Origin of the sequence: Streptomyces violascens, assembly GCF_014649955.1 — a bacterium.
GTDB classification, from domain to species: Bacteria; Actinomycetota; Actinomycetes; order Streptomycetales; family Streptomycetaceae; genus Streptomyces; species Streptomyces violascens.
The window spans coordinates 560,375-583,581 of sequence record NZ_BMUA01000001.1; the positions used below are offsets into that span (position 1 = coordinate 560,375).

Below are 23,207 nucleotides of genomic sequence, written 5' to 3' on the forward strand. Positions count from 1 at the left end.
AAATACCATGGTCGACCCGGGCAGCACGCTCCCGCCCAACCAGCGCCGCAGGAATGGGGGATGTCTCCCCGCCCTGGTGGTTCTCGTGGTGATCCTGGGCCTCGGGTTCGGCGCGTCCAAGCTCTTCGGGGACGACCACAAAAAGTCCTCGTCGTCCTCGTCGTCCTCGTCCGGCTCCCACGACAGCGGTGAGTGGAAGGTGGGTGACTGTGGCGGCCCCGACCCCGATGACAAGCCGAACGGCTACAAGGCGTTCGGCTGCGGCGATGCGGGCGCGACCTTCAAGGCCCTCGACATCCAGCCGGCCAGCTTCATGCCGGACTCCATCCAGTGCCCGGCCGGTACGGATCTGATCATCCAGGTGAGCGTCAGTTACGGCTCTTCCAAGAGCAAGGGCGGCGGCATCCCCTCCAAGACGGTGTGCGGACGCAACATCTCCGCCGACCACCCCGGGGACGCGGGCGCCGGCGGCGGCCAGCTCGTCAAGGGTGACTGCGTCACGTCCACGGCGAAGGAAGTCCCCTGTGCCTCCGGGGGTTCGGACACGTACAAGGTGCTCGACCTCACGAAGGAGACCGCACAGTGCCCGACGGGCACTACCGAGCCGATGCGGTTGACCATGGCGATCGGCCGCCCCTACGACGTGATCTGCACCGCGAAGCAGTGACCGTCCGGTGACTGCGTTCTGGGGAACCAGGACCGCCCGCGCGGACGAGGCGGCCGTCTCGGCCCGCTCGTCTGCGCGGCGATCGCCCTGGCCGTCCCCTGCCTCTGCCTCTGCCTGCGGTGAGGCATCCCGGTAGCGAGCGCACCAGCCTCCGGGGGCACGGCCGCAGGTCGGACCCTCTATCGTCGAGGCGAAACAATGCCCGCGGCTGCCGGACGATCACCTGGGTCCGGCGGCCCAAGACCCAGGAGTGTGCGACGACATGGCGAGCAACAGAGCAGACGTGACGGTGGCCGAACGATTCCTTGGCGCTTTCGGCGCGCACGACTGGGAAGCCATGCGCACGGTCCTGGCCCCCGACCTGGCCTGGAGCATGCCCGGCACGGGTACCATCTCCGGCACGATCCACGGCGTCGACGCGGCCGTCAACCGGCTCCAGGAGATCGTCGGCCGGGGCCTCGACACCGAGCTGCTCCACATCCTGACCGGCGAGAACGGCGTCACCCTGTCCCTGCACAACACGGCGGAGACGCCCGACGGCCGCAAGCTCGACGAGTACCTGGCGACCGTACTCACCATCCGCGGCGGCAGGGTCGCCGCGATCGACAGCTACCTGTCCGACGTGGACGGCATGAGCGCCTTCTTCAACTAGACCGTACGCGAACCAGAGAGTACGCACACATCGACTTGGCGCGGACGTCCTCGGGGAATCATGAACGTCAGCACTGAACCACCGGGCCTCATGAGGAAGTTGAATGCCGGGCACGTGGTGGCGATCGGGTGGGTGCTGTGTGCCGCCGCCCTCGCCGAACGTGTCCCGGGGTTCACCTCCGGGCACCGGTACCTCCTGTGTCATGCCTCATCCACCCTCGACCATCTGACGCTCACGGCCCTCGCACTGGTGGTGGCAGCGGCGGTGGCTGCTCTGGTCGGGGCGATCATGATGCAGTCGAAGGAGTCCCACCGGCCCGCGCTTCCCGTTGTGTGGCTCGTCGTCGTGGTCGCCCTCCTCGTCGCCGCGGACGGGGTCGACGCCCATGGGGAGGCGCTGGCCACGCAGTTGTCGGCCACACCGTTCACGGAAGGTGCGTGCGACTACACCCCGCAGGACTACGTCGCCACACCGGGCTGGTTCTTCTGGTAGGCCGCCACCACATGGTCTTGGGCCACACCATTTGAAGTCCGTCTATGTGTCGGCGTCAGGCGCCCAGCGCGGCCAGCAGCATCGGCAGCGAGCGGTGCAACTCCCTCTGCCAGTACGGCCATTCATGGATGCCGGGTCCGTAGAAGTCGGTGACGGCCGGGCTGCCGAGGGCGCGCAGCCGGTCGGCGAGGGCCCGGTTCTGCTGCTCGAAGTAGGCCTCGTTCGAGTCCTTGGTCCCCGGCGGATCGTACGGTCCGCCGGGCTTGCCGTTCCCGCACGACAGGAAGATGGGCAGCCCGCGCAGTGAGTTCGCCCGGAGCGTGGGGTCGTGCTCGGCCCACACTGCCCGCTGGCGTACCGGATCACCCCAGATCGCGTACGGGTCGACGCCCAGCTGCCGGTCGAGGTTCAGGAACCAGTCGGGACCGAATCCGCCGGGCACCTGGAGCAGCGGGTGCACGGTGCCGCTGTACGACGCGACGGCCCGGAAGAACCCCGGGTGGCGGGCGGCGTACAACAGGGCGCCCAAGCCCCCCATCGACAGGCCCGCGGCCACGCGCCGGCTGCCCGCGCCGTAGCCGCGTTCGAGGATCTGCCTGACCTCGGTGAGGTGGAAGGTCTCCCAGCGGGGCGCACCGCCCTTGCCGTAGTTCCACCAGTTGCTGTACCAGCCCGCGGCGCCGGCTTCCGGCATCACGACCAACACCCGCTGGAGTTCGGGGACTTGGACCACATCGGTGTACTTCGTCCAGTCGGCGTAGCCCCCGCAGCAGCCGTGCAGCAGCCACAGCGCCGGCCAGCCGTGTCTCCCGGGCGACCAGCCGTCCGGGGTGAGCAGCCGCACGTGGGCGGTCGCGCCCAGGGCCGGGGAGTCGATGGTGAGATCCAGTTGGCGGGGCCCGACGCGCTGCTCGGCGACGACCCGCGCTCCGTCGTCGGCACGTACGGACCGTTCCTGCGCGGTGCCCGTCCCCACCGTGAAGGCGCTGGCCAGCAGGGCGAGCAGAACCGTGACGACAACTGTGATGACCGGTACGCGACGCATCCCGACCCCTTTGTGAGAGCCCCAGGCTCTCGTGGAAGCACCGAGCCGTCCGGCGACCGACGGCTCCAACGGTTTACCAGCCGCACCCCACCTTGCGCGAGAGGCGCTCCCGGCCCACATGTGGGTTCACCACGTGTGGGCTGAACCAATGGAGCGCCTTGCCGCAGGTGGATGCGCCGTCGAAGCTCTCGCGGGGCTCAGAGCGACAGGCGGGTTGCCTGGCTGCTCAGCCTGGGTGTCGGAAGCGCGTGCTCGCCTCGCGGCCTCGGGGGTGCGGGCCGCGTCGGAGCGTTGCGGGCGACCGAGGTGATGAGTTCACGGAGTTGTTCCACATAGCGATGAATGTTCTTGTGTGCGATCGCCGAGTCCGGGTAGCGGATGGCCAGTTGGAGGCCGCCGTGCAGGCGGGTGAACCACGCACACACCTGGTCGCCGTAGGACACCCGGAGCATGGCGTACGCCTTCTGCTCGTCCCATTGGCGAGCCCCCGGGATGTCCCGGGCGTCGACGAACGACACGATCGAGTAGAGGTCGGGGGACGTGGGCCGGAAGTCCGAGCCGAGCAGTCGGAGCACGCGGGCGATCGGCAGGTGGGCCAGGGACTTGTTGGCCCGCAGCGCGGCATGGACCATCGTCAGCGCGTCGTCGAAGCCCAGCGCCTGCGCGACCGGAATCTCGATCGGCGCACCGCCGACGTACCACCCCACGGAGTCCGCCCACCGCGACTTCGCCCGGGTGTGGAGCGGCACCACGGTGCGGTAGACGGGTTCGCCGCCGATGTCGTGGACGATGAGGCCGGTGGCCGCCAGAATGCCGACCTGCCCGCCGCCGAACGGCCGGCAGTACGCCGAGAAGGCCGCGGCGTCCGCGTCGTCCACGAGCATCTCGTACAGGAGCTTCTGCTCGGGCAGCCTGCCGCCCGGTTCGAGGCCGAGGTCCACCGGGAAGGCGGGCAGCCTGCCGTCGCAGCGACCGATGAACTCCCGCCAGCGCGCGATGATCGCATGGGTGTCGTCGACCTGGTCCGCGCTGGCCCGCTCGATCTCGCAGAAGTCGACATAGCTGCCGGCCGGGGCCGTCTCCTGGCCGCGCCCTTCGGCCCGCGCCGCGTAGAGCTCGTGGACCTCGGAGGGGATGCGCTGGATCGAGTACGCGTCGACGTTGCTGTGGTCGAAAGCCATGTAGACGCTGGTCGACTCGTCCCTGACCACCGCCGTGTACAGGAAGTTCGGCCAGCCCAGCGCGTCCGCCGCCACATCGAAGCGGTCCTGGAGGTGGTGACTCAGCTCTTCTCCGTCGCGGAAGTCACCCACGACCTCCCGCCGGAGTGCCACGACGTCGGGCGCCGCGGTGAACCTGCGCATCTCGTCGCCGACCCAGCGGAAGCCGCTGCGCAGCGTTTCGTGCCGGAGCGTCCAGGCCCGCAGTGCCTCTTCGAGGACGTCGAGGTCGACGGGTCCCGGGATGTCGAACGCGGCCCCCAGCCAGGTCGGCACGAACAGGCCGTCCCGGCGCACCGACCGGGCCGTGCGGATATGTGATTCCTGCACATAGGCGGGAGGCCGGGCGTCATCGGGCTGGCTGGTCGCCACCTCGACCATGTCGGGGTCCAGACTCCACTCGACGAGCCGTCCGGGACGGACTTCGCAGCCGTGAATGTCGGTAATTCGCACGCAGTCTTCCATTCACACGCTGTCGGGGAACACGGGCGGGCAGCAGGCCGAAGGAGCCTGAGGCCCCAGCCGAGCCCACTTGGCCAACTCCCTTATGGGACACCTCAGCTCGACGGAGTTGAGTGGCATCCACGTGTGTACGTCCGCCTCACGGTCCGGGACCAGGTTGTGTACGTCCGCCCCAACACCCGGGGCCAGCGGGCCCGTTCGCAACGCCCCAGGACGGGCAGCGGGGGCCGCGCACCGCAGCTCAGGAAATACGGTCATGCGGTGACCAACGGGCGACGAGCGCCCCCGGGCACGCAGAACCACCCCATCGAGTCGCATGCGCCCACTCGCGCGCCATCACGCCCCGGACGACGACTTGGCCTGCTGCACGGCGCGCTTGACCAGGGAGGCGATGCCCTTCAGTAGTTCCGCCGCCTCCTTCTTGGCATCGGCGGCGTCCGTCGCGGCTTCGTTCTTCGTATCCGCCGCGTCATCCGTCGCGTCCTTCTTCGCGTCCGCGACGAGCTGATCGAGCTCCTTCTTCATCTCCGCCAGCTCGGTCTTTATGTCGTCCTTGGGATCGTCGGCGGGTCGGCGGTCCATCGATTCGCGCGCCGCACCCGGAGTCGACACAACAGGGGCGTGGGCGGCGGCGAAAGCGGGGGCTGCGGAACTCACGGCGAGAACGCCGCACAGGGTGATCGCGGCGACGGTGGTACAACGGCGCATGAAGCGCTCCTCAAACAGGTCGACGGCACAGATGCCCCCCGATGCACTGATCCACTCTTCGACACCCTCCGCCTGAGAGCCAGCCCGGCCCGGCCGAAAGAGTGAGCACCACCGGCCTCCACATGTGGGGGTGCCCCATGCGGCTGGGAGCCGATCATGGAGGATCTACCCATGGGTGAACGGGTGGAGCGTGTGGACGAGCAGGACCGCGTCATCGGCGTGGCCGAGCGGGGCGAGGCCGTACGGCAGGGGTGGCTGTACCGGATGGCCATGGTGCTGTGCCGCGATGAGAGCGGCCGCTATCTGGTGCACCGGCGCCCCGAGAACAGTTCGCGGTTCCCGGGCGAGTACAGCTGGCTGGTGGCCGGAGCCGTGGGCGTGGGCGAGCCCTACGAGGACGCAGCGCGCCGCGAGCTCCGGGAGGAGCTTGGCGTGGAGGCCGAGGTGCGTCCACTGTTCAAGTTCCTGTGCGACGGCGAGCTCAGCCCCTACTGGTTCTCGGTGTACGAGACCGTCGTGGAAGAGGAGGACGTCGCACCGGACGCGTCCGAAGTCGCCTGGCACGGCTGGCTGACCGGCGACGAATTGAGGACGGCGATGACGGACTGGACCTTCGTCTCGGACAGCCGGGACGCCTACGACCGCTATCTCGCCATGGGCATGGGCTAGCCACGGGTTTGGGCCAGGAGTCGGGCCGCCCTTTTTGCGTCGTTCCGCCGGCCCGTCAGACAGTCAGTCAGTCAGTCAGTCAGTCAGGAACGGTTGACCCGGCCTGCCACCGCGTGGCCGATCAGCAGGTAGACCGCGGCGGGCAGACCGTAGTTGACCACCGTGCGCCACGTGTCGGACTTGATGTTGAACATGTCGCGCGACCAGCCCGAGAGCCAGTCAGCCGCGTTCCGGACCCATGAGACGACGTCGTTCGCCGTGTTGGCGTTGACCAGGAAGAAGGCGATCCAGAGGATCAGTATCAGTGCCGTGATGTCCGCGATGATGAGGATGCCGGTCGCCGCGGGATTACCGCCATAGCGCCTGGACATGTCCAACTCCTTGTTTCTGCAGGTGGGTTGACCGGACAGCCCGCCGACGCGCGTATCACCGTTTCGTGCGCCGGCGGGGACCGGGAGTGCTTCGGGAATCACAGGCTCAGCAGGCGCTCCGCGAGCCGGCGGTACTCGCGCAGGGCCAAGCGCAGGTCCTCTGTGGCCGCGCCGCCGGACGCGTCCTGCCAGGACGCCCGCAGGGTGCCACGACGCCGGCCGAGGGTTTCCACGATCTGCTCGGCCAGCGCGTCGACCGCAGAGGCAGCCTCCTCGACCGCCGAACGGGGCTCGTCGACGAAGCCGCCGACCGCATGCTGGATCCTGAGCTGGAGCTTGTCCCGCTGCTCCGACGGCAACACGGCGCCGGCTTCCGCGGAAACACGGGGCACGGCCTCCCGTACCGCCTGCTCAGAGCCACGCTGCCGAGAACCGCGCTGCTCAGACTCGGGCCGATCGGCCACGGACCGAGCAGGCACGGACTGATCGGGCACGGACTGATCGGGCACGGACTGATCAGGCACAGACCGATCGGAGCCGGACTGACCGGGTCCGGACCGATCGGATCCGGAGTGCTCTGGCACCGACTGCTCGGGGCGGGGCCCCTCGGCCTGGCTCATGACTGGCTCCCTCGGGCGATGTCGTGGTGTCGCATGCCACCCCGGGATGCGTGCCGGCCACTGCGGCCCGCCGGGCCTCCGGCTTTTTGCCCGCGGCGTTCCCCGGACAGCACCACGAAGAACTCATGGGCCTGTACGAGGGTCTCGCGCAGCTCTTCCGTACTGGCGCGCCGCCCGTCGGCGCCCTCGGCCACGCCCCGGATGCGGCGGTAGCCGTCGAGGTGCTGGGGGTGGTGCACGGAGAGGGCGGCCAGCTGCTCCTCGGACGAGCCGTCCGGGAAGCCGCGCTCCTGCGCGAGGCGGCCGAGCAGCGCCTCGGCGTCGGCGACCGCGCGCGTCGGCGAGTCGACGAACTCCTCCTGGACTCGCGCCCATTCGGCGGAGTACCGGCCGCGCACCTCGGCCGTCGGAGGCAGAACCTTCAGGTTGCCGTACCGGCGGACCCGCTCGTCCAGGTCCTTCTCTGCGGCCTTCACATCGCCGTTGTGCTCGGCCACGGTCCGCTCGTACTCGGGCCCGAAGCGCCGGCGCAGGCCATGGCCGCCCCGGCGTACGACGAACATGCCGAGAACCACCGCCACGACAACGATCACCGCGACCGCTGTCAGGATGATGACGACACCACTGGACATGGGCTGCTGCCTTCCCGTCGGTGAACGGCCCCGCACTCCGGGCTGTCCCTGTGCGAGTAGGCGCGACGCGGCCGGATAAACGCGGCCTGCGGTGTGCGTCCCGCGGTACGGCCGGGCGCCGTGGCACAGGTGGGTCGAGCCGCCACGGGTCTCGGGGCGGAGCACTCACGGGTCCATGCCCTGGGATCCCAGCATTCACCCGATCGGACCACGCGGCTTTCCCGCAGGCCCCGGCACGGAGAGGCTGGCGGGAGAGTACTCCCTCACCTGTAGGAGGAAACGTGCGTATTCGTATCGCACTCACAGCAACCGCCCTGGCCGCCAGCGCCGTGATGGGCACGGCCGGCGCCGCTGCCGCCAACGACCCGCCGCCAGTCTCGCAGACTACTGGCGACTCCCCCGGCATCCTGTCCGGCGACAACATCCTGGTTCCCATCCACATCCCGGTCAACGTGTGTGGCAACAGCGTCAACGTCATCGGGCTGCTCAACCCGGCTTCTGGCAACACCTGCACGAACAACTGATCTACCGGCCCCGCCCAGCGACTTCGCCCCGGAACCGCACGAGCGGCTTCCGGGGCGAATCGTTCGCCCGACCCGCGTCAGACGTGCATCCCTGCCCCGCCCGGAGCAGACTCGCCCTCGCGGGGGGACAGCGAAGATCAGAGCGAAAAGGATTGCCACGTCATGTCGACTGCCACCCACACCGAGCACGCCGAGCACACCCATGAGCACGGCACCGGCTGCGGCCATGTGTCCGTGCCGCATACCGACCATGTCGACTATGTGCACGACGGACATCTCCACCGGGACCACGACGGCCACACCGACGAGTGCGAGCCGGCCGCACACACCGTGCACGAGAACCACAGTCACCGCCACGATGTGGGCTGCGGACACGTAGCCGTACCGCACGGCGACCATGTCGACTACATCCACGACGGCCACCGCCATGCCGGCCACGACGGCCACTGGGACGACCACTGAGCGCCCTGGGCTAGCGCCCTTCTCGCAGGTCACAATCGGTTTGCCCTGGCAGCACCCCCGCTGTCAGGGTCTGGGCACCTCCCCCAGACTCCCACCGGCCATCCGCCGCCCGCTACGCGAGGAGCAACGCCGCATCCCAGGCGAGGAGTTGGGGATCCGAAGGGTGCGAGGGACGCGACGGGCCACCCTTCGTCGACCGGCTGCCCTCCACATACGTATGGAGTGCAAGCGCCGCCCCCGCCTCCCCTTCAAGAAAACCGAGGCCGTCCACCTCTCTCATCCCTTCGGCCAACTGCCGGGCCAGCGAGGGCAGTTGAGCGGACAGCGTCGCGTCGTCCATCTCGTACGCCATCCGCGCCGCGATCTGCAGCAGCCCGCCGGTGCCGTGGCACAGGCCCGGGCCCTCCAGTGCCCGCGTGTCGACGGGCCGCGCCAGCACCGCGCGTATCGAACGCCCGGCCAGCTCCTGCCACCCCTTCTCCTCCAGCGCGCGTCCCGCCAGGAACAGGGCGCGGGCCACCCCCGGGGTTCCGTAGCACCAGGCGGCCCGGGTCGGCGGGTTCGGGGGCCTCTCGCCGCTGAGTTCGTCCTCGGCACGTACGGTCAGCGGCCAGTACGGTCCGCACCCGTCCTCGTGTACCCGCCCCGCCAGCCACCCGGCGAGGCGGCCGATCGCCTCCGCGTGGCCCCGCACGCGCACACCCTGCTCATGCGCGAGGGCAAGGACGGCGAGCGGGCCCGGGATCCCGTGCGCCAGGCCCAGGTTGAGATGGCCGCGCAGGAAATCCGGGTTCGGCCCCTGGGCCCCGGGGCCGTCCGCCGTCCACCAGCCGGGCAGGGTTCCGTACCGGGTCACGGCGGGTTCGGCGAGCTCGACCAGGGCCTCCAGGCACTCGCGCAGCGCGGGGCCGTGCGGGTCGAGGGCAAGGAGCAGCCGCGCCAGGCCCGATGCGCCGGACACGGCGTCGTACAGGTGTGACGGCGTGCCGGTGCCCGCGGCCCGTCCCGCACGCAGGGCGCGCGCCCGCTCCATCGCCGCTTCGGCTACACGCGGGGTGACGGTGTCGAGGAGCGAGCGGTACGCGTCGGGGCCGGTCGCGGCGACGCGGGCAGCGAAGGCGACGGCCGCCGTCCCGCCGAACAGCCCGGAGGCGCGCAGTCCGCCCGCCGGCCGGATCGCGGCGGCGAGGTGGGCGTGGGCGACCGAGCGGGCCTCGGCGTCGCCGTCCGCCGCCAGCGTGGTGAAGAGCAGGGCGATGCCCGGGTGCCCGACCGCGAGCGAGTCGACCCGGGCCGCCTTGAGCACCTCCGGCGCACGGAGCCGGGCGGCCAGGGAGTCGAGGACCTCGCGGGCGCGCTCCTTGGAGAGACCTTCTCTCACCTGGACTCCTGGGCTCGGGCTCGGGCGCTGTGCGCTTCGAAGGCGCCCCTGGCCAGGGCGTGGGCGCGGCGTTCCGCTTCGGGGTCGATGCCGATGAGCCGGTTGTGGCTCATGTGGATCAGGCTGGCGGTGACGGAGGCGGGCGGGCGTCGTTCCGGGTCACGCGCGTACAACTCGGCGAGGAGGCGACCGTACTCGGCGAGGCGCGCGGCGCGCTCCTTCCACGCCTGCCGCAGGGCGGGGTCGGCCGCGTCCAGTGCGGGGCCGTCCGGGCCGATCGCGCGCAGGACAAGGGCGCGGTGGTCGCGGAAGGCGCGGTGGTCGCGTTCGGACTTGGCGAAGGCGGCCGGGAACCAGACGCCGGGCGGAGGTCCGCCGACGCCGTCGAGGACGTGCCGTGCCAGGTCGGCCGCGTTGACGGCGGCGAGCAGGTCGCGTTCGGGGCCGCTGCGCCCGCGCAGCGCTCCGATGCCGGCGAGCGCCGCGTGGCTGTCCGCCTCGAAGACGCGCTCGGCGGCGGCCATCGCCTCGGGGCCGCCGTACCGCTCCAGTTCCGGGTCGTACGTCTCCAGGCGCAGCCCGGCCGCGAGGTTCGCCCGGCACAGGTCGGCCGCCCAGTCGCGGACGAGCGGCAGCAGCGCCGCGACCGGCCCGGGTTCGTGGCCGTGGAAGCGGATCCTGAGGTGGGGCGCGGGGTCGCGGTAGCGGATGAAGAACCAGCGGTCCACATAGCCGGGGAGTACGGCGAGCAGCTGGGGCAGATGCTCTTCAAGGAGGGTGTCGTGGCGGATCTCTGCCGCGTCCAGGCGGGCGTAGAGCCAGTTGCCGCCGGGCAAAACGGCCCGCCCCTCCGGCCGGTGAAGGGGCTTCGGCAGCGGAACGGGGCGTCGGCTGTCCTGCTGTCGGGCGGCATGCAGGGCGACGACGAGTTCGGCGGTGCGGGACCCGTCGGGCCCGCGCAGTCGGCCGTCCGCTCCGGCGGCCGGCTCCTCCTGGAGGATCGCGTGCTCGGCGCTGCGCGCATGCGCGTACAACAGCCTTTGATGCCAGGGGAGTTCGAGGTCGAGGCTGATGCGCTGGTCCCCGGTGACGAGCCGGACCCGGTCCGGCACACTCCATCGCCGCCGCCAGCTCGCCAGCCCGGCGCACCACTGGTCGAAGTCGTCCGTCGGTACACCCAGCCGCCACGTCGCGGGCGCCAGGACCGTGCGCCCGCACCGCACCCGGGGCAGCGCGGGCAGTGCGTTGGCCGCGCCCCAGTCCCAGGGCTGCCAGGGCCGGTGCCCGGTCAGCGACACCTCGTGGAGGAAGCGGGCGGCGTTCGGCGCGCCGGTGCGCTGGTTGAGCACGTGATGGGCCCTGACCTCGACCGGCCGGCCGAGACGGCGGGAGTGCACGGTCAGCCGTTCCAGGTCGGCGGTGACCAACAGGTCGTCCAGCGGCAGGACTTCAGGGCCGTCCGCGTCCGGGAACGCACTGACGACGACGCGGTGGTCGAGCCAGCGCGGGGTGCGCGTGATGTTGGCGTACCGGGGCCGCGCCGGGCTGAACTCCAGATGCACCGGTACGGGTCCGCCGCCCCCGCTCCCGGCCACCTCCGACATGAGCCCGGCCCCGCCGAGCAGCCCGGCGAACCGGCCGAACGTCGCTCCGGCCACATCGCTGCCCACGACCGGGGACAGCACCACCCTCAACTCATCCCCCTGGCCCACGAGTTCGCCGTACAGCTCGAACGAGCCGGGAACACGGTGGGCCGCACCAGCGCCGTCCGCATCCGGCGACGGGCCCGGTCCGGCGAGCCGGTCGAGCAGCGCATCGTCCAGCACCACTTCGGGCATCGGCCGCCCGGGCTCGCGGTCGGCGAGGGCCCCGGCCGCCAGCTCGGCGAGCAGCCTGCCGCGCCCCGCGTCGTCCTGCGCGGACCCGTCCCAGGGGGCGAGGGCCGCGCCACCCCTCGGGTACTCGTACCCCTCGGGCGGCCCCAACCCCGTTTCCACATCGAGCAGTTCGGCGACAGGCACCGCGCGTTCGGTGCCGTAGCGCTCCACGAAAGCCCGGTGGTAGGCGCGCAGATGCGCGGGCGCGGTACGCGGCGGCGAGAGGCGCCACAGCACGGTCGCCGCCCGCTCGAACTCCTCGCGCACCTCCGGCGGCAGCACCACGTCCGCATCCAGCACGAGATCCACCTGGAGGACGTGGTCGGCGGGGCACACGCCGGTCATGCGCTCCCGCACCGAGCGCAGAGCCTTCAGCCTCTCTCCGCCCGCATCCCGTTCCTCACGCTCCCGCAAGTCACCTCGTACGGAGTCGAGTTCGGCCCGCAGCGGCAGGTCATCCGGCAGGCGTGCGGTGACGTGGCCGAGCGGATCACCGGCGTCCGGGGGCGGCATCAGGTCGGTGTACAGGAAGCCCCGCAGCACGAGGGTGTGGACGAGTTGGGTCACGGCCTCGGCCGGTGCGGCCGGGAAGGCGGCACGCACCCGACGGATCAGCTCGGGGAAGGGGACGGGCTCCGCCGACTGCTTCAACGCCTCTGCCACTGCCGGTGTATGACGCAGGCTCACCTCCCGCCTGACGTCGCCCGAGCTCGTGGGAACGTACGGCAGTGTCACGCGCGAGCCGCGGACGACGTGCTGCTGGTCGGCGACGAGAACCAGGCCGGGCAGGACGGCGGGGTCCTGGTGCAGGTGGTCCACGACCGAGGCGAGCCAGCCGAGGTCGGGGCGAACGGCGATGCGGTGCCGGTCGCCCCAGCGGGCCGAGGCGCTGTCGCCGAACCGGGCGAGCGCGACCCCGGCGAGCAGCCCGAAGGGGGTCGGCCGGGTCGTCATGCGCAGCCGGTAGCGGCCGACGGCGGTGGCCGCACGGCGCAGCGCGTCTCCTGTCGGCGGCGTGTCCCGGGCCAGGACCTGGGCCAGCGAGGGGCTGGACACCTCGATCGCCTCCCGGAACAGCGGGTCGGCCGCCGCCTCGGCGACATAGGCCGCGAGATCGGCCTCCGCCGGGCCCGCCGGGGTGTCGGGATGCTCGGGTACGGGCCGGGCGGGGGCCCGCAGAAGTACCGGTTCAGCGGCCGTGAACAGCCTTTCCTGTCGTGCCGCATGCTGTCCGCCCACAGTTCCCCTTCGCCGTACGAATGCCGTAATCCGCCCCTGTCTAGCGGAGGTTCGGGGAATTGTGACCAGGTCGCGCAGGCAACGTGCCCGATGATGCAGAACCCCTTTCCCTTTTGTTCACAGTCATTGACGCGGCCAGTCGTCCCCGGCCTACCGTCCATTCGTTCGCTGCGAGATCCGCAGCCGGAACGAGAGGAGTTCCTCATGACCAACGAGACGACTCAGGACCTGTTCGACCTCGACGTGCGCGAGGTGCTGGCCGAGGGCGAGGCCCAGAACAGCGCGGGTATCAGCATCTCCTGCGAGGGGTCCTGCCACCGCCCTTACTGCATCTGATTTCTGACACTGCATTTATTTCTGACACCGCGTCTCTTACTGACAGTGTGTCAGTGGCGGCTGCGGAGAACTACAGGGTTCTCCGCAGCCGCGGCGTTCCCGGACCCCGGTCAATTCGCCGACGGCCAGTCGACCGGTGCGGCGCGCGGCGCCGAGGGCAGCGGTCCCCGCGCCCGCGCGAGCAGTTCCTCGGGGGTGACGGCGTCCAGCCTCTTTCGTGCCGTCTCCATCAACTCACTCACGGAGTCCATGAGTTGTAGTTCCGTCAGAGGTCGGAGCGCGAGGCCCTCGCCCGGCTCGGTCAAGAGATCGGCGAGCGTCTGGCGCAGGCGGTTCGTGGTCGCTTCGCGGATGGTGAGGGCGAGGTGGACGGAGAGGCCTTCGTTGCCGGTCGCGGTGTGCGGGGCGCCGCGCGGCACGTACAGGACGTCGCCCGCGCCGATGACGGTACGCAGGGTGGGCTCGTCCGGGTGCGGCACCGGGCCCGGGTGCCAGTGGCCGTCGGCCGGGGCGTCGTACACCGTCCACTCCTTGCGGCCCGCGAGCTGGACGACGAGTACATCGGCGTCGTCCCGGTGCACGTCGAGGCCGCGACGGCCCGCCATGGTGGCGAAGCAGAACGCCTCCGTGGTGCGGCCCAGATCCTGTGAGAGCAGGGCGGTCAGGGCGCCCACCGATGCGTTCCACTGGTCGAGTTGGGGCAGCAGCAGAGTCGCCCCCTCGGCGAGCAGGCGCATGATCCGTTCCGGGTCGGCGAAGCCCTCCTCGGCCCGGCCGGCGACGACCCTGGCGGTGCTGAACTCCGAGGCCGGTACCACCTCGCCCTCCCGCACCATCTCGACGTACGGCGTGCGCATCAGGCCGCCGCTCAGCGCCTGGGTCAACTCCCGTGTCCGGGGTGCCTCTTGGGGCAGACTCGGCGGCGTGAACACATGTGGGCGGCCGCGGCGGCACCGGTCGAAGAACAGCTCGGGCTCCCCCACCAACCGGTCAAGCACTCCCCAGCTCATGGTCTCTCCCCAGGTACGCGGGCGGTCCGGTGCGCCGCCCGGAGCCGAACCTACGGGACGTCCCCGGGAGTGCGTCCCTGGACGGCCGGGCACCGTGAGTGCCGACGAAGCTGCCCGGGAGATCATTGACCCGCCGGCGGGCCCGGTCGGCCCCGGCCCGTCCACCTGTTGATCTCAAGCTCGTGAATCATTGACCTCAAGTTCGGTAGAGGTCGTACGTTCCTCGCATGAGTATGGAAGCCACCGCGTGGACACAGCTCCACAACGTCATGACCGCCCAGCAGGACAAGCGGCCCTTCAACCGGGCCACCCTGCGCCGCATCGGCGCCTTCGCCCGCCCGCACCGGCGGCGGATCGCCCTCTTTCTGGTCCTGAGCGTCGCCACGGCGCTGCTCGCGGTGGCCACGCCCCTGCTCGCCGGGCGGGTCGTGGACGCGATCGTCGGCGGGAAGGAGAGCGGTACCGTCACCCGGCTCGCGCTGCTCATCGCCGCGATCGCCATCGCCGAGGCGGCGCTCGGCATCGTGAGCCGGTGGCTGTCGTCGACGCTGGGCGAGGGCCTGATCCTCGATCTGCGCACGGCCGTCTTCGACCATGTGCAGCGGATGCCGGTCGCGTTCTTCACACGGACCCGCACCGGCGCGCTCGTCAGCCGCCTCAACAACGACGTCATCGGCGCCCAGCGGGCCTTCAGCAACACGCTGTCCGGCGTGGTCAGCAACCTGGTCACCCTGCTGCTCACGCTCGCCGTGATGCTCAGCATCTCGTGGCAGATCACCCTGCTCGCCCTGGTCCTGCTGCCCGTGTTCGTGCTGCCCGCGCGCCGCATGGGCACCCGGATGGCGCGGCTTCAGCGGGAGGCCGCCGAGCACAACGCGGCGATGGGCACCCGGATGACCGAGCGGTTCTCGGCCCCCGGCGCGACCCTGATCAAGCTGTTCGGGCGGCCCGCCGACGAGTCCGCCGAGTTCGCCGCGCGAGCCGGCCGGGTGCGCGACATCGGGGTGCGTACGGCGATGGCGCAGTCCGCGTTCATCACCGCCCTCACCCTCGTGTCGGCCCTCGCGCTCGCCCTCGTCTACGGGCTCGGCGGCTACTACGCGCTGCGCGGCACCCTCGAAGCGGGCTCGGTCGTCTCCCTCGCCCTGCTTCTGACCAGGCTGTACGCGCCGCTCACCTCGCTGGCCGGGGCGCGCGTGGAGGTCATGAGCGCGCTGGTCAGCTTCGAGCGGGTCTTCGAGGTGCTCGACCTGAAGCCGCTCATCGCGGAGAAGCCCGAAGCCCGGGAGGTGCCGCCGGGCCCGGTGTCGGTCGAGTTCCACGACGTGCGGTTCGGCTACCCGTCCGCCGACAAGGTCTCCCTCGCGTCGCTCGAAGAGGTCTCCAGCCTGGACACCCGGGGCGGCACCGAGGTGCTGCACGGCGTCTCCTTCCGCGCCGAGCCGGGGCAGATGGTGGCCCTGGTCGGGTCGTCCGGCGCCGGCAAGTCGACGGTCGCCCAGTTGCTGCCCCGGCTGTACGACGCGGACGACGGCACGGTGCGGCTCGGCGGCATCGACGTACGGGATCTGACCGCCGATTCGATCCGGGACACCATCGGCATGGTCACCCAGGACGGCCATCTCTTCCACGAGTCGGTCCGCGCCAATCTGCTGCTCGCCCGCCCGGACGCCGACGAGGAGCACCTGTGGGACGCGCTGCGCCGGGCCCGCCTGGACGGTCTGGTCGCCTCGCTGCCCGACGGCCTCGACACGGTGGTCGGCGAGCGCGGCTACCGGCTCTCCGGCGGTGAGCGCCAGCGTCTGACGATCGCTCGCCTGCTGCTCGCCCGCCAGCGTGTGGTCATCCTCGACGAGGCCACCGCCCACCTCGACAACACGTCCGAGGCCGCGGTGCAGGAGGCGCTCGGCGAGGCGCTGGAGGGCCGCACCGCGGTGGTGATCGCGCACCGGCTCTCCACGGTGCGCTCCGCCGATCTGATCCTGGTCGTCGAGGACGGCCGGATCGTGGAGCGCGGCACGCACGACGAACTCCTCGAACTCGGCGGCCGCTACGAGGAGTTGTACCGCACGCAGTTCGAGCGCCCCGGCGGCGCACCCGCGCTCGGCTGACCGGCGGTACGCGTTTGTCGGCGCCGTCAGCCCTCGGCGCCGAGGAACCGGTCGACATCGGTGACGGCGCCCAGGGCTCCGAGCAGGGCGCCCACCGACATGTCGTGCAGCTCGGTCCGCGAGAACGCCTCGTTGGTCAGCCAGTCCACACACAGCGCGCGGACGAACACCAGCCAGCTCATGAGGACGGCGGAGACCGTGTCCCTGGCGGGGCCTTCGAGTCCGGTCGCATCGAGGACGCGCCGGCTCAGTTCGGCCAGCTCGTCGTTGATGATCGCCTGAATCACCGGGTCGCCCGCGAGCACCCTGTTCGCGGCGAGCACCGTGTGCCTGTTGGCGGCGAAGTAGTCGAAGTGGACGTCGAGCCCGGCGGAGAGCTGTTCGAGCAGCGACTCCGCGGGGTCGATCGGTGTGCCGTCGAGAAGCCGGTCGGCCGCCTGCCGGTAGATGGCGGCGAAGAGGGCGCTCTTGTTGGGGAAGTAGCGGTAGAGCAGCGCCCGGGAGATTCCGGCCTGTTCGGCCACGTCCTCCATCAGCACGTCGTCGTAGGGCTTCGCCGCGAACAGGCGGGCTCCGACGTCGAGCAACTCCTTGCGGCGCTCGTCGGGGCTCAGCCTGCGGCGCGCGGTCATGACGCCCAGCTTACTTGACGCGTGTCTACTAGCGAACCTATCGTCATCTTAGTAGACAAGTGCCTACTAAGACCGAAGGGGGACCACACCATGGCCAGGCTCCTCAAGTGGCTTTCGTGGGCGATGGGGATCGCCGATGTGCTGATCGGCGCCGTACACCTCGCCACTGGGATGGACTCGGTGCCCGGCGCGGCGTCACCGGGGCCGACCGTCGACAGCCTCATGCGGTTCTTCGGCGCGATCTTCCTCGGGTACGGGCTCGCCTGGATCTGGGTGGCGCGGCAGTCGCCGATCCCGTCGAGGGCCGTGCGTCTGCTCGCCGGGGTCTTCTTCCTCGGCGGCGCCGGCCGGCTCCTGTCCTGGGCGGCGCTCGGCCGCCCGAACTGGTTCCAGCTGGTCCTGATGGGCATCGAACTCACCCTGCCCCCGCTCTACTTCTGGCTGTCGGCCGCCGACGAACGGGAGGTGGCGGCTCGCCGCTGGAAGACCGAGGAGTCGTCCCGCACCGCGGCCCGCTCGACGTCCTAGCAAGTGGCGCAGGTCGACCGGACGCCTCAAGGGCGGACCGATTTCGCCACATACCGTACGCGTCCGAAAGGTTGGTGATCACGAGGCAACGGATCACGCCGGATACCGCTCTAGTTCGGTGCGCACCCCCGAGTCGGTGCGGCTGGACGGTGGCCGCCGGGCGCCGCGTCCAGGACGATCTCGTGCAGAGAGTGTTCTTGATCCATGGGCCTGACAAGTACCACCGTTCTGGTATTGGCCGTGCTCTGCACGGTGCTCCTGTCCCTCGTCGTCGTGTGGCTGTGGCCCCGGCTGGCGCGGCAGGGGTGGCGGCCGGTCGTGGCGCGGGTGGGCCTGATGTGCGCGGTTCAGCTGCTGCTCTTCTCCTCCGTGGGTCTCGCGGCCAACAAGTCGTTCCTCTTCTACGGCTCGTGGGCGGACCTGTTCGGCCGGCAGGACGGTGTGGGAGTCCTGGACGCGAAGGCGGCCGCAAGCCCGGGTGTGAAGGTCGACGGGAAGCAGAAGGTCGACGTTCCGGGCGCCGGAAAGCCGAGCATCGGCGGCGAGGTGCAGCGGGTCACGGTGCAGGGGGCGAAGTCCCGGATAGTTACCCCGGCCTATGTGTATCTGCCGCCGGAGTACTTCCAGAAGGGGTACGAGAAGAAGTCCTTCCCCGTCACCGTGGTGCTGACCGGCTTCCCGGGGACCGCCGAGAATCTCATCAAGGGGCTGCACTACCCGAAGACAGCGTGGACGCTGTCCAAGGAGAAGAAGACACAGCCGATGATCCTGGTGATGATGCGGCCCACCGTCGCCCCGCCGCGCAACACCCAGTGCATCGACATCCCGGGCGGCCCGCAGACGGAGACGTTCTTCGCCGACGACGTGCGCAAGGCGATCTCCGGTACGTATCGCGTCGGTACGAAGCCGAAGAACTGGGGGTTCATCGGCGACTCGACGGGCGGCTACTGCGCGCTGAAGGTCGCCCTGCAACACCCGGAGGCGTACGCGGCCGGGGTCGGCCTGTCCGCCGACTACCAGCCGGAGGTGGACTCGGACTCGGGTGACCTCTTCCACGGGAACAAGCACGAGGAGAAGCGGTCCGATCTCCTGTGGAGCCTCGACCATCTGCCCCAGGGCAACTCGTCGTTCCTGGTCACCACGTCCAAGCGGGGCGAGAGCAACCTCAAGGAGACCCAGAAGTTCATCGCGAAGGTCAAGCGGCCCGCGCACGTCTCCTCGATCACGCTCGATTCCGGCGGCCACAACTTCAACACCTGGCTCCGGGAGATCCCGCCCTCGCTGGAATGGCTGAGCGCCCGCCTCGCCGCCGACTGAGCCGCCCGAGGAACAACCACCTCCTGAGCGGTACGGGTGAGCCGGGTGGCAGGTGGCGAGGAACCGCCTGCCACCCGGCCCGTACGCGGTGGGGCGGGTCAGACCAGGTCGACGTGGTACTGGCCGGCCTTGTAGTCGGCGAACAGCGTGTACTCGACTTCGGTCCTGGCCTCCGCGTCCTCGCCGAAGTCCTTCTCGACGGGTTCGAGGTCGACGAGGGCGTACTCGCTGTAGCCCTCGAAGTCGCCGGGGCCGTCCGCGACGGCGATGTGGATGGGGGTCTCGTCGGACAGGCCGGCGAGAGCTTCCCGCAAGCGGCCTGCGGTCCATACCTGCGGGGTGTGGTCATAGGTGTCCGTCATGGGCGGAGAGTAGCGGCGCCCCCCGCCTCGCCCCGCGCTCCCTCGCCAGCGAAAACGCAACGGCAATCGCTTGGCCTACTGGGCGGGGGTCCCGGTCAGTGGCTGCCCCGCTTGACGTCGACGCGTTTGATGTTCACCGGCAGCGTGGGGTACCCGTCGCCCGGCCCGTTCTGGTCGTCCTCGCCGCCCGCCGCGATCCTCTGCAGGACGTCGAGCCCGGAGGTGACCCGGCCGAACGGCGTGTAGGCGGGCGAGAGCTTGGTGTCCTTCCAGACGAAGAAGAACTGGCTGCCGTTGGTGTTGGGCCCGGCATTCGCCATCGCCACCGTGCCCGCCGGATAGGTGGCGCCCGTGAGGTTCTCGTCCGGGAAGGAGTACCCGGGGCCGCCGCTGCCCGTGCCGGTCGGGTCGCCGCATTGCAGCACGTACAGCCGCGCGGTGGTGAGCCGGTGGCAGTGGGAGCCGTTGAAGTACCGCTTCTCGGCGAGGAACCGGAAGGAGTTGGTGGTGCACGGGGCCTTGTCGGTCAGCGCCTTGAAGGTGATGGCGCCCTGGCTGGTGCGCAGGGTGGCGTTGAAGGGCCGGGCGGCCTTGACCGGGTCGAAGTCCGGAATCCCCTTGTAGTTGTCGGCGGGGACGGCCGGGGTGTAGGTGCACGCGGCGGCCGGCTGCGCCGGGGCGGCCCGCGTTCCTGTGGCGGCACCGGCCTGCGTTGCCGTGGCGAGCGGAATCAGAACGACTGCGGCAAGCAACGCGCCTTGTCTGCGGAGCACTGGAGGGCTTCCTTCCGGAGGGATGAGCGTGACATGGCCGCATCATCCCTTCCACCTCAGGGGACCACGGGAAACTCCGATTGGCACATCAACTGACTTACACATTACGGAAGTTCTTCGATCCCAGTGGAACGGGTCGCCACCCTTGACCGCCTTATAGGGAGTAACATCCACAAAAGGAATGAAAGGGGCAAAGCGTGTACGTATCTGGAATGCGCAGGATCGTCACCGCAAGCGCGGTGGCGGCACTCGCCGGATCGGGAATCCTGCTCAGCGCAGGCGGGGCTTCGGCGGCGAATCCGACGCCGCAGCCCGGCGGCGGCTCGGCTCAGCAGGCGCCCGCCGCCGCACCGGCGGCCCACCACATGAGTAAGGTCGTCGCCAACGGCGGGGTGTGGATCCGCCAGGAAGCGAGCACCAACTCCAAGCGGATCGGCCTGCTGCCCAAGGGCATGGCCGCCGCGCCGGAGTGCAAGAAGATCGGCCAGAGCGTGGACGGCAACAGGCTCTGGTACAAGCTCGGAGCAGGCAAGCAGGGCTGGGTCTCGGCACGCTATGTGCAGAACCTCGGCCGCGTGCCGTACTGCAAGTGAGCTGAGACGGGGCGCCAACAGCCGTATGACCAGGGGCTGTTGGCGCCCCGTCTTTGAGGGCCCGGGACAGGGGGTGGCTACCTCAGGAGCCATTCCCTGGTCAGCTCCATGACCTCCGCGCGGCTGCGACCCGCGTGGTCGGCGGCGATGAAGTGTTCGCCGATGCGCAGCGAGAAGGCGAGCATCGAGCGGGCCTCGACCTCGCCCTCGTCGCAGCAGATGCCACCGAACAGCGAGCGCAGGTATTCCATCCGGCGGTTGTCGACCCGCCGGAGCCGCCGGGCGACGTCGTCGTCGCGCCGGGCCCAGTCCCGGATGGCGAGCTCGGCCACGACGCCCGTCGTCGGACCTTGACCCGCCGTTGCAATGGCGAACAGCCGCTCCAGTCTGGCCCTGGCGTCTCCCCCACCGCTCTCGACCCGCTCGATCACCGCTTCGGCCACCTCGCGCTCCCAGGTGTCGAGCATCTCGGTGAGCAGCGCGTCCCGGTTCTTGAAGTAGCCGTAGAAGCCGCCCTTGCTGACGCCGAGCGCCTGCGCGAGCAACTCGATCCTGACCGCCTCCGGGCCGCCGGCCGACAGCGCCCGCAGCCCTTCTTCGATCCACTTCCCACGCGGCGTGCGAGTCGCACCCATGCCGTGTCTCCTCTCACGCCGGCCATCGCCTATACGGCACCGTATAACCGGTGCTAGCATTGATATATACGGCATCGTATAGACAGGGGTCCGTTCATGAAACTCCCCGCAACGGCGCACACGTCCCGCCCTTGGCGGATCCACGAGATCGCGGCCGACTTCACACTTGAGGACGTGTGGGCACTGCCCACGCCCGGCGGCCCGGACGAACTCGACCGCCTGGTACGCCAGTTCACGAGCGGCAACGACGCGAGCGCCTCCTCCCCCGTTCAGCGCTTCCTCTTCGCGGCCCGCTGGAAGCTGGGCAAGCTGTTCGGCTGGGACAAGCCCGACGAAGGCGTGGGCACCCGGGTACGCACGCTGCGCGACCGGCTTCCGGCAGACCTCCGCGAGGGGCCGCAGGGACCCGCGTTCCGGTCGCGTCCGTTCACTTCCGTCTACCAGACGCACGACGAGTGGGCGGCAGAGATGGCCAACAAGACGGTGCAGGCGGTGCTGCACATCGGCTGGGTCCCGGACGGATCCGGCGGCTACCACGGCCAGATGGCCGTCCTGGTGAAGCCGAACGGACTCTTCGGCACCCTGTACATGGCAGCCATCAAGCCCTTCCGGTACGTCGGGGTGTACCCGGCGCTGATCCGGTCGATCGGCGCCCAGTGGGAAGCCGACTCCCCTGACGGCACGACCAGTTGACGACCTGAGTGGTCGATGCCCCGGTCAGCTCGGGCGGTTGGCGGTGACGAGCCAGGCACCGGTGCGCAGGCGTACCGCTCCGTCGCTCTCACGGGAGCTCAGGATGTCCGTCGGCTTCTGCCGGGCGTGCTCCTGGGACGCCATGCGGCCACGGGGCGCAGCGCGCGGCCAGACAGGACGGCGTGTGGAGGTCTTCAGCGGCGGCCGGCGCGAAGCCGTGCACGACGACGGGCAGCCCCCCGTGGTCGTGCGCGGCGTCCGCGAGCGCCTCGTCCGGCTCCCCGGTGCCCGGCGTACTGGACGCTCTGCGTGGGCAGTTGAGCGCGCTGGACGAGCGGTCGGCCCGGATCGCCCCGGCGCGAGAGACCCTGGTGCGGACCATCGCCGCCGCGGAATCGGCCCTGGCCCCGGTGCATCCCGCACCGGGCCCCGTGCGGGAGCGGGCCCGGGAGTCGGCGTAGGGCCCGTTGTCAGACCCCGTCTCTACGGTGGAGCCATGACGAATTTCGTGTTGGTCGCGGGAGCTTGGCTCGGGTCGTGGGCGTGGGAGGACGTGGTGCCGCCGCTGCGTGCGGGCGGCCACGGCGTCCACCCGTTGACGCTGTCCGGCCTCGCCGAGAAGCAGGGCGTGCCGGCCGGGCAGCAGACCCATGTCCAGGACATCGTCGGCGAGGTGGAGCGCCTCGGTCTGCGCGATGTCGTGCTGGTCGGGCACAGCTATTCGGGCATTCCGGTCGGCCAGGCCGCCGAGCGCATAGGGAACCGCTTGGCGCGGGTCGTCTTCGTCGACTCCAATGTCCCGGCCGATGGCAGCTCGTTCGTGTCCGGCGGGCTGGACTGGCAGGCCGCGGTGGAGGCATCCATAGCCGAGAACGGCGGCTTCTGGGCGCCGCTCACCGCGCCGGACTTCGAGGGCCAGGGACTGAGCGCGGAGCAGATCGCCCGGATCGTCGACGGCTCGACGCCGCACCCGGGGGCCACGCTGACCGAACCCGCCGTGCTGGCCCGCCCGCTCGGCGAACTCCCGGCGACCTACATCAAGTGTCTGCTCGACGGAGCGAAGCCCAGCGACGACGTGGCCTCGCTGCTGGCCGGCGGCTATTGGCGGTTGGCCGAAATGGACACCGGCCACTGGCCCATGTTCTCCCGGCCGACGGAGCTGGCACGGATACTCCTGGACGAAGCGGCGAGGTGAC

General features: G+C 70.4%; 27 protein-coding genes. 14 read left to right on the plus strand and 13 right to left on the minus strand.

Annotated features, from left to right (window positions below; genetic code table 11):
• Positions 1 to 7 precede the first annotated feature (7 nt).
• The 3 genes from IE206_RS02590 to IE206_RS02600 all read left to right on the plus strand — a co-directional run bounded on the left by IE206_RS02590 (position 8) and on the right by IE206_RS02600 (position 1,811).
• Positions 8 to 667 carry a hypothetical protein gene (locus IE206_RS02590; RefSeq protein WP_189960183.1) on the plus strand — a complete coding sequence of 220 codons (660 nt, stop codon included), beginning with the start codon at positions 8 to 10 and terminating at the stop codon, positions 665 to 667.
• A gap of 262 nt (positions 668 to 929) precedes the next feature.
• Complete coding sequence (locus IE206_RS02595) at positions 930 to 1,319, plus strand: nuclear transport factor 2 family protein (RefSeq protein WP_189960185.1); 390 nt, start codon at positions 930 to 932, stop codon at positions 1,317 to 1,319.
• 90 nt (positions 1,320 to 1,409) lie between these two features.
• A complete protein-coding gene (locus IE206_RS02600; RefSeq protein WP_189960187.1) occupies positions 1,410 to 1,811 on the plus strand; it encodes a hypothetical protein in 402 nt (133 codons plus the stop codon).
• Positions 1,812 to 1,866: 55 nt separating this feature from the next.
• On the opposite strand, the gene IE206_RS02605 is transcribed toward IE206_RS02600, so the two are convergent.
• The 3 genes from IE206_RS02605 to IE206_RS02615 all read right to left on the minus strand — a co-directional run bounded on the left by IE206_RS02605 (position 1,867) and on the right by IE206_RS02615 (position 5,246).
• Positions 1,867 to 2,856 (minus strand): alpha/beta hydrolase, encoded by a 990-nt coding sequence (locus tag IE206_RS02605; RefSeq protein WP_189960188.1) that lies wholly within the window; start codon positions 2,854 to 2,856, stop codon positions 1,867 to 1,869.
• A 197-nt stretch (positions 2,857 to 3,053) separates the two neighbouring features.
• Positions 3,054 to 4,529, minus strand: coding sequence for a condensation domain-containing protein (locus IE206_RS02610; protein WP_189960191.1), 1,476 nt, complete (start codon positions 4,527 to 4,529; stop codon positions 3,054 to 3,056).
• Positions 4,530 to 4,874: 345 nt separating this feature from the next.
• A complete protein-coding gene (locus IE206_RS02615; RefSeq protein WP_189960193.1) occupies positions 4,875 to 5,246 on the minus strand; it encodes a hypothetical protein in 372 nt (123 codons plus the stop codon).
• 171 nt (positions 5,247 to 5,417) lie between these two features.
• Here IE206_RS02615 and IE206_RS02620 point away from each other — a divergent pair, with 171 nt between their 5' ends.
• Positions 5,418 to 5,915, plus strand: a complete 498-nt coding sequence (locus IE206_RS02620) for an NUDIX hydrolase (protein ID WP_189960759.1) — start codon at positions 5,418 to 5,420, stop codon at positions 5,913 to 5,915.
• An 83-nt stretch (positions 5,916 to 5,998) separates the two neighbouring features.
• Here the strand turns inward: IE206_RS02620 and IE206_RS02625 are convergent, their stop codons facing one another.
• The 3 genes from IE206_RS02625 to IE206_RS02635 form a co-directional block, all read right to left on the minus strand.
• Positions 5,999 to 6,286, minus strand: a complete 288-nt coding sequence (locus tag IE206_RS02625) for a hypothetical protein (protein WP_189960195.1) — start codon at positions 6,284 to 6,286, stop codon at positions 5,999 to 6,001.
• Positions 6,287 to 6,384: 98 nt separating this feature from the next.
• Positions 6,385 to 6,678 carry a hypothetical protein gene (locus IE206_RS02630; protein ID WP_189960197.1) on the minus strand — a complete coding sequence of 98 codons (294 nt, stop codon included), beginning with the start codon at positions 6,676 to 6,678 and terminating at the stop codon, positions 6,385 to 6,387.
• Positions 6,679 to 6,902: 224 nt separating this feature from the next.
• The gene (locus IE206_RS02635) at positions 6,903 to 7,538 is read right to left on the minus strand and encodes a hypothetical protein (RefSeq protein WP_189960199.1); all 636 of its coding nucleotides are present in this window, start codon (positions 7,536 to 7,538) and stop codon (positions 6,903 to 6,905) included.
• A gap of 332 nt (positions 7,539 to 7,870) precedes the next feature.
• Here IE206_RS02635 and IE206_RS02640 point away from each other — a divergent pair, with 332 nt between their 5' ends.
• The gene (locus IE206_RS02640; RefSeq protein ID WP_189960760.1) at positions 7,871 to 8,062 is read left to right on the plus strand and encodes a chaplin; all 192 of its coding nucleotides are present in this window, start codon (positions 7,871 to 7,873) and stop codon (positions 8,060 to 8,062) included.
• Between the two features lie 162 nt (positions 8,063 to 8,224).
• Positions 8,225 to 8,524 carry a hypothetical protein gene (locus tag IE206_RS02645; protein WP_189960201.1) on the plus strand — a complete coding sequence of 100 codons (300 nt, stop codon included), beginning with the start codon at positions 8,225 to 8,227 and terminating at the stop codon, positions 8,522 to 8,524.
• Between the two features lie 112 nt (positions 8,525 to 8,636).
• On the opposite strand, the gene IE206_RS02650 is transcribed toward IE206_RS02645, so the two are convergent.
• Together IE206_RS02650 and IE206_RS02655 are read right to left on the minus strand one after the other, a co-directional pair.
• Positions 8,637 to 9,905 carry a lanthionine synthetase C family protein gene (locus IE206_RS02650; RefSeq protein ID WP_189960203.1) on the minus strand — a complete coding sequence of 423 codons (1,269 nt, stop codon included), beginning with the start codon at positions 9,903 to 9,905 and terminating at the stop codon, positions 8,637 to 8,639.
• The gene (locus IE206_RS02655) at positions 9,902 to 13,021 is read right to left on the minus strand and encodes a lantibiotic dehydratase (RefSeq protein WP_189960205.1); all 3,120 of its coding nucleotides are present in this window, start codon (positions 13,019 to 13,021) and stop codon (positions 9,902 to 9,904) included. The genes IE206_RS02650 and IE206_RS02655 overlap by 4 nt, the downstream gene beginning before the upstream one ends.
• A gap of 204 nt (positions 13,022 to 13,225) precedes the next feature.
• Between IE206_RS02655 and IE206_RS43115 the strand changes: the two genes are divergently transcribed.
• On the plus strand, positions 13,226 to 13,357 hold the full coding sequence (locus IE206_RS43115; protein ID WP_264197750.1) for a hypothetical protein: 132 nt from the start codon (positions 13,226 to 13,228) through the stop codon (positions 13,355 to 13,357).
• A 110-nt stretch (positions 13,358 to 13,467) separates the two neighbouring features.
• Here the strand turns inward: IE206_RS43115 and IE206_RS02660 are convergent, their stop codons facing one another.
• Positions 13,468 to 14,367 carry a JmjC domain-containing protein gene (locus IE206_RS02660; RefSeq protein WP_189960206.1) on the minus strand — a complete coding sequence of 300 codons (900 nt, stop codon included), beginning with the start codon at positions 14,365 to 14,367 and terminating at the stop codon, positions 13,468 to 13,470.
• Between the two features lie 227 nt (positions 14,368 to 14,594).
• Between IE206_RS02660 and IE206_RS02665 the strand changes: the two genes are divergently transcribed.
• The gene (locus IE206_RS02665; RefSeq protein WP_189960208.1) at positions 14,595 to 16,478 is read left to right on the plus strand and encodes an ABC transporter ATP-binding protein; all 1,884 of its coding nucleotides are present in this window, start codon (positions 14,595 to 14,597) and stop codon (positions 16,476 to 16,478) included.
• Between the two features lie 26 nt (positions 16,479 to 16,504).
• Here IE206_RS02665 and IE206_RS02670 read toward each other — a convergent pair whose 3' ends face one another.
• Complete coding sequence (locus IE206_RS02670) at positions 16,505 to 17,110, minus strand: TetR/AcrR family transcriptional regulator (protein WP_189960210.1); 606 nt, start codon at positions 17,108 to 17,110, stop codon at positions 16,505 to 16,507.
• A 90-nt stretch (positions 17,111 to 17,200) separates the two neighbouring features.
• On the opposite strand from IE206_RS02670, the gene IE206_RS02675 reads away from it, so the two are divergent.
• A complete protein-coding gene (locus IE206_RS02675) occupies positions 17,201 to 17,638 on the plus strand; it encodes a DUF4345 domain-containing protein (protein ID WP_189960212.1) in 438 nt (145 codons plus the stop codon).
• Between the two features lie 204 nt (positions 17,639 to 17,842).
• Positions 17,843 to 18,955, plus strand: coding sequence for an alpha/beta hydrolase (locus tag IE206_RS02680; RefSeq protein WP_189960214.1), 1,113 nt, complete (start codon positions 17,843 to 17,845; stop codon positions 18,953 to 18,955).
• A gap of 98 nt (positions 18,956 to 19,053) precedes the next feature.
• Here the strand turns inward: IE206_RS02680 and IE206_RS02685 are convergent, their stop codons facing one another.
• Together IE206_RS02685 and IE206_RS02690 are read right to left on the minus strand one after the other, a co-directional pair.
• Positions 19,054 to 19,317 (minus strand): DUF6225 family protein, encoded by a 264-nt coding sequence (locus tag IE206_RS02685; protein ID WP_189960217.1) that lies wholly within the window; start codon positions 19,315 to 19,317, stop codon positions 19,054 to 19,056.
• Between the two features lie 95 nt (positions 19,318 to 19,412).
• Complete coding sequence (locus IE206_RS02690; protein ID WP_226598662.1) at positions 19,413 to 20,090, minus strand: peptidylprolyl isomerase; 678 nt, start codon at positions 20,088 to 20,090, stop codon at positions 19,413 to 19,415.
• Positions 20,091 to 20,287: 197 nt separating this feature from the next.
• Between IE206_RS02690 and IE206_RS02695 the strand changes: the two genes are divergently transcribed.
• The gene (locus IE206_RS02695) at positions 20,288 to 20,683 is read left to right on the plus strand and encodes an SH3 domain-containing protein (RefSeq protein WP_189960219.1); all 396 of its coding nucleotides are present in this window, start codon (positions 20,288 to 20,290) and stop codon (positions 20,681 to 20,683) included.
• 77 nt (positions 20,684 to 20,760) lie between these two features.
• Here the strand turns inward: IE206_RS02695 and IE206_RS02700 are convergent, their stop codons facing one another.
• Positions 20,761 to 21,318: a TetR/AcrR family transcriptional regulator gene (locus IE206_RS02700; protein WP_189960221.1), complete on the minus strand. Its 558-nt coding sequence runs from the start codon at positions 21,316 to 21,318 to the stop codon at positions 20,761 to 20,763.
• Positions 21,319 to 21,414: 96 nt separating this feature from the next.
• On the opposite strand from IE206_RS02700, the gene IE206_RS02705 reads away from it, so the two are divergent.
• The 3 genes from IE206_RS02705 to IE206_RS02715 all read left to right on the plus strand — a co-directional run bounded on the left by IE206_RS02705 (position 21,415) and on the right by IE206_RS02715 (position 23,206).
• The gene (locus tag IE206_RS02705) at positions 21,415 to 22,011 is read left to right on the plus strand and encodes a DUF2867 domain-containing protein (RefSeq protein ID WP_189960223.1); all 597 of its coding nucleotides are present in this window, start codon (positions 21,415 to 21,417) and stop codon (positions 22,009 to 22,011) included.
• Between the two features lie 182 nt (positions 22,012 to 22,193).
• A complete protein-coding gene (locus tag IE206_RS02710) occupies positions 22,194 to 22,472 on the plus strand; it encodes a hypothetical protein (protein ID WP_226598663.1) in 279 nt (92 codons plus the stop codon).
• A gap of 35 nt (positions 22,473 to 22,507) precedes the next feature.
• Positions 22,508 to 23,206 (plus strand): alpha/beta fold hydrolase, encoded by a 699-nt coding sequence (locus IE206_RS02715; protein ID WP_189960225.1) that lies wholly within the window; start codon positions 22,508 to 22,510, stop codon positions 23,204 to 23,206.
• Position 23,207 lies beyond the last annotated feature (1 nt).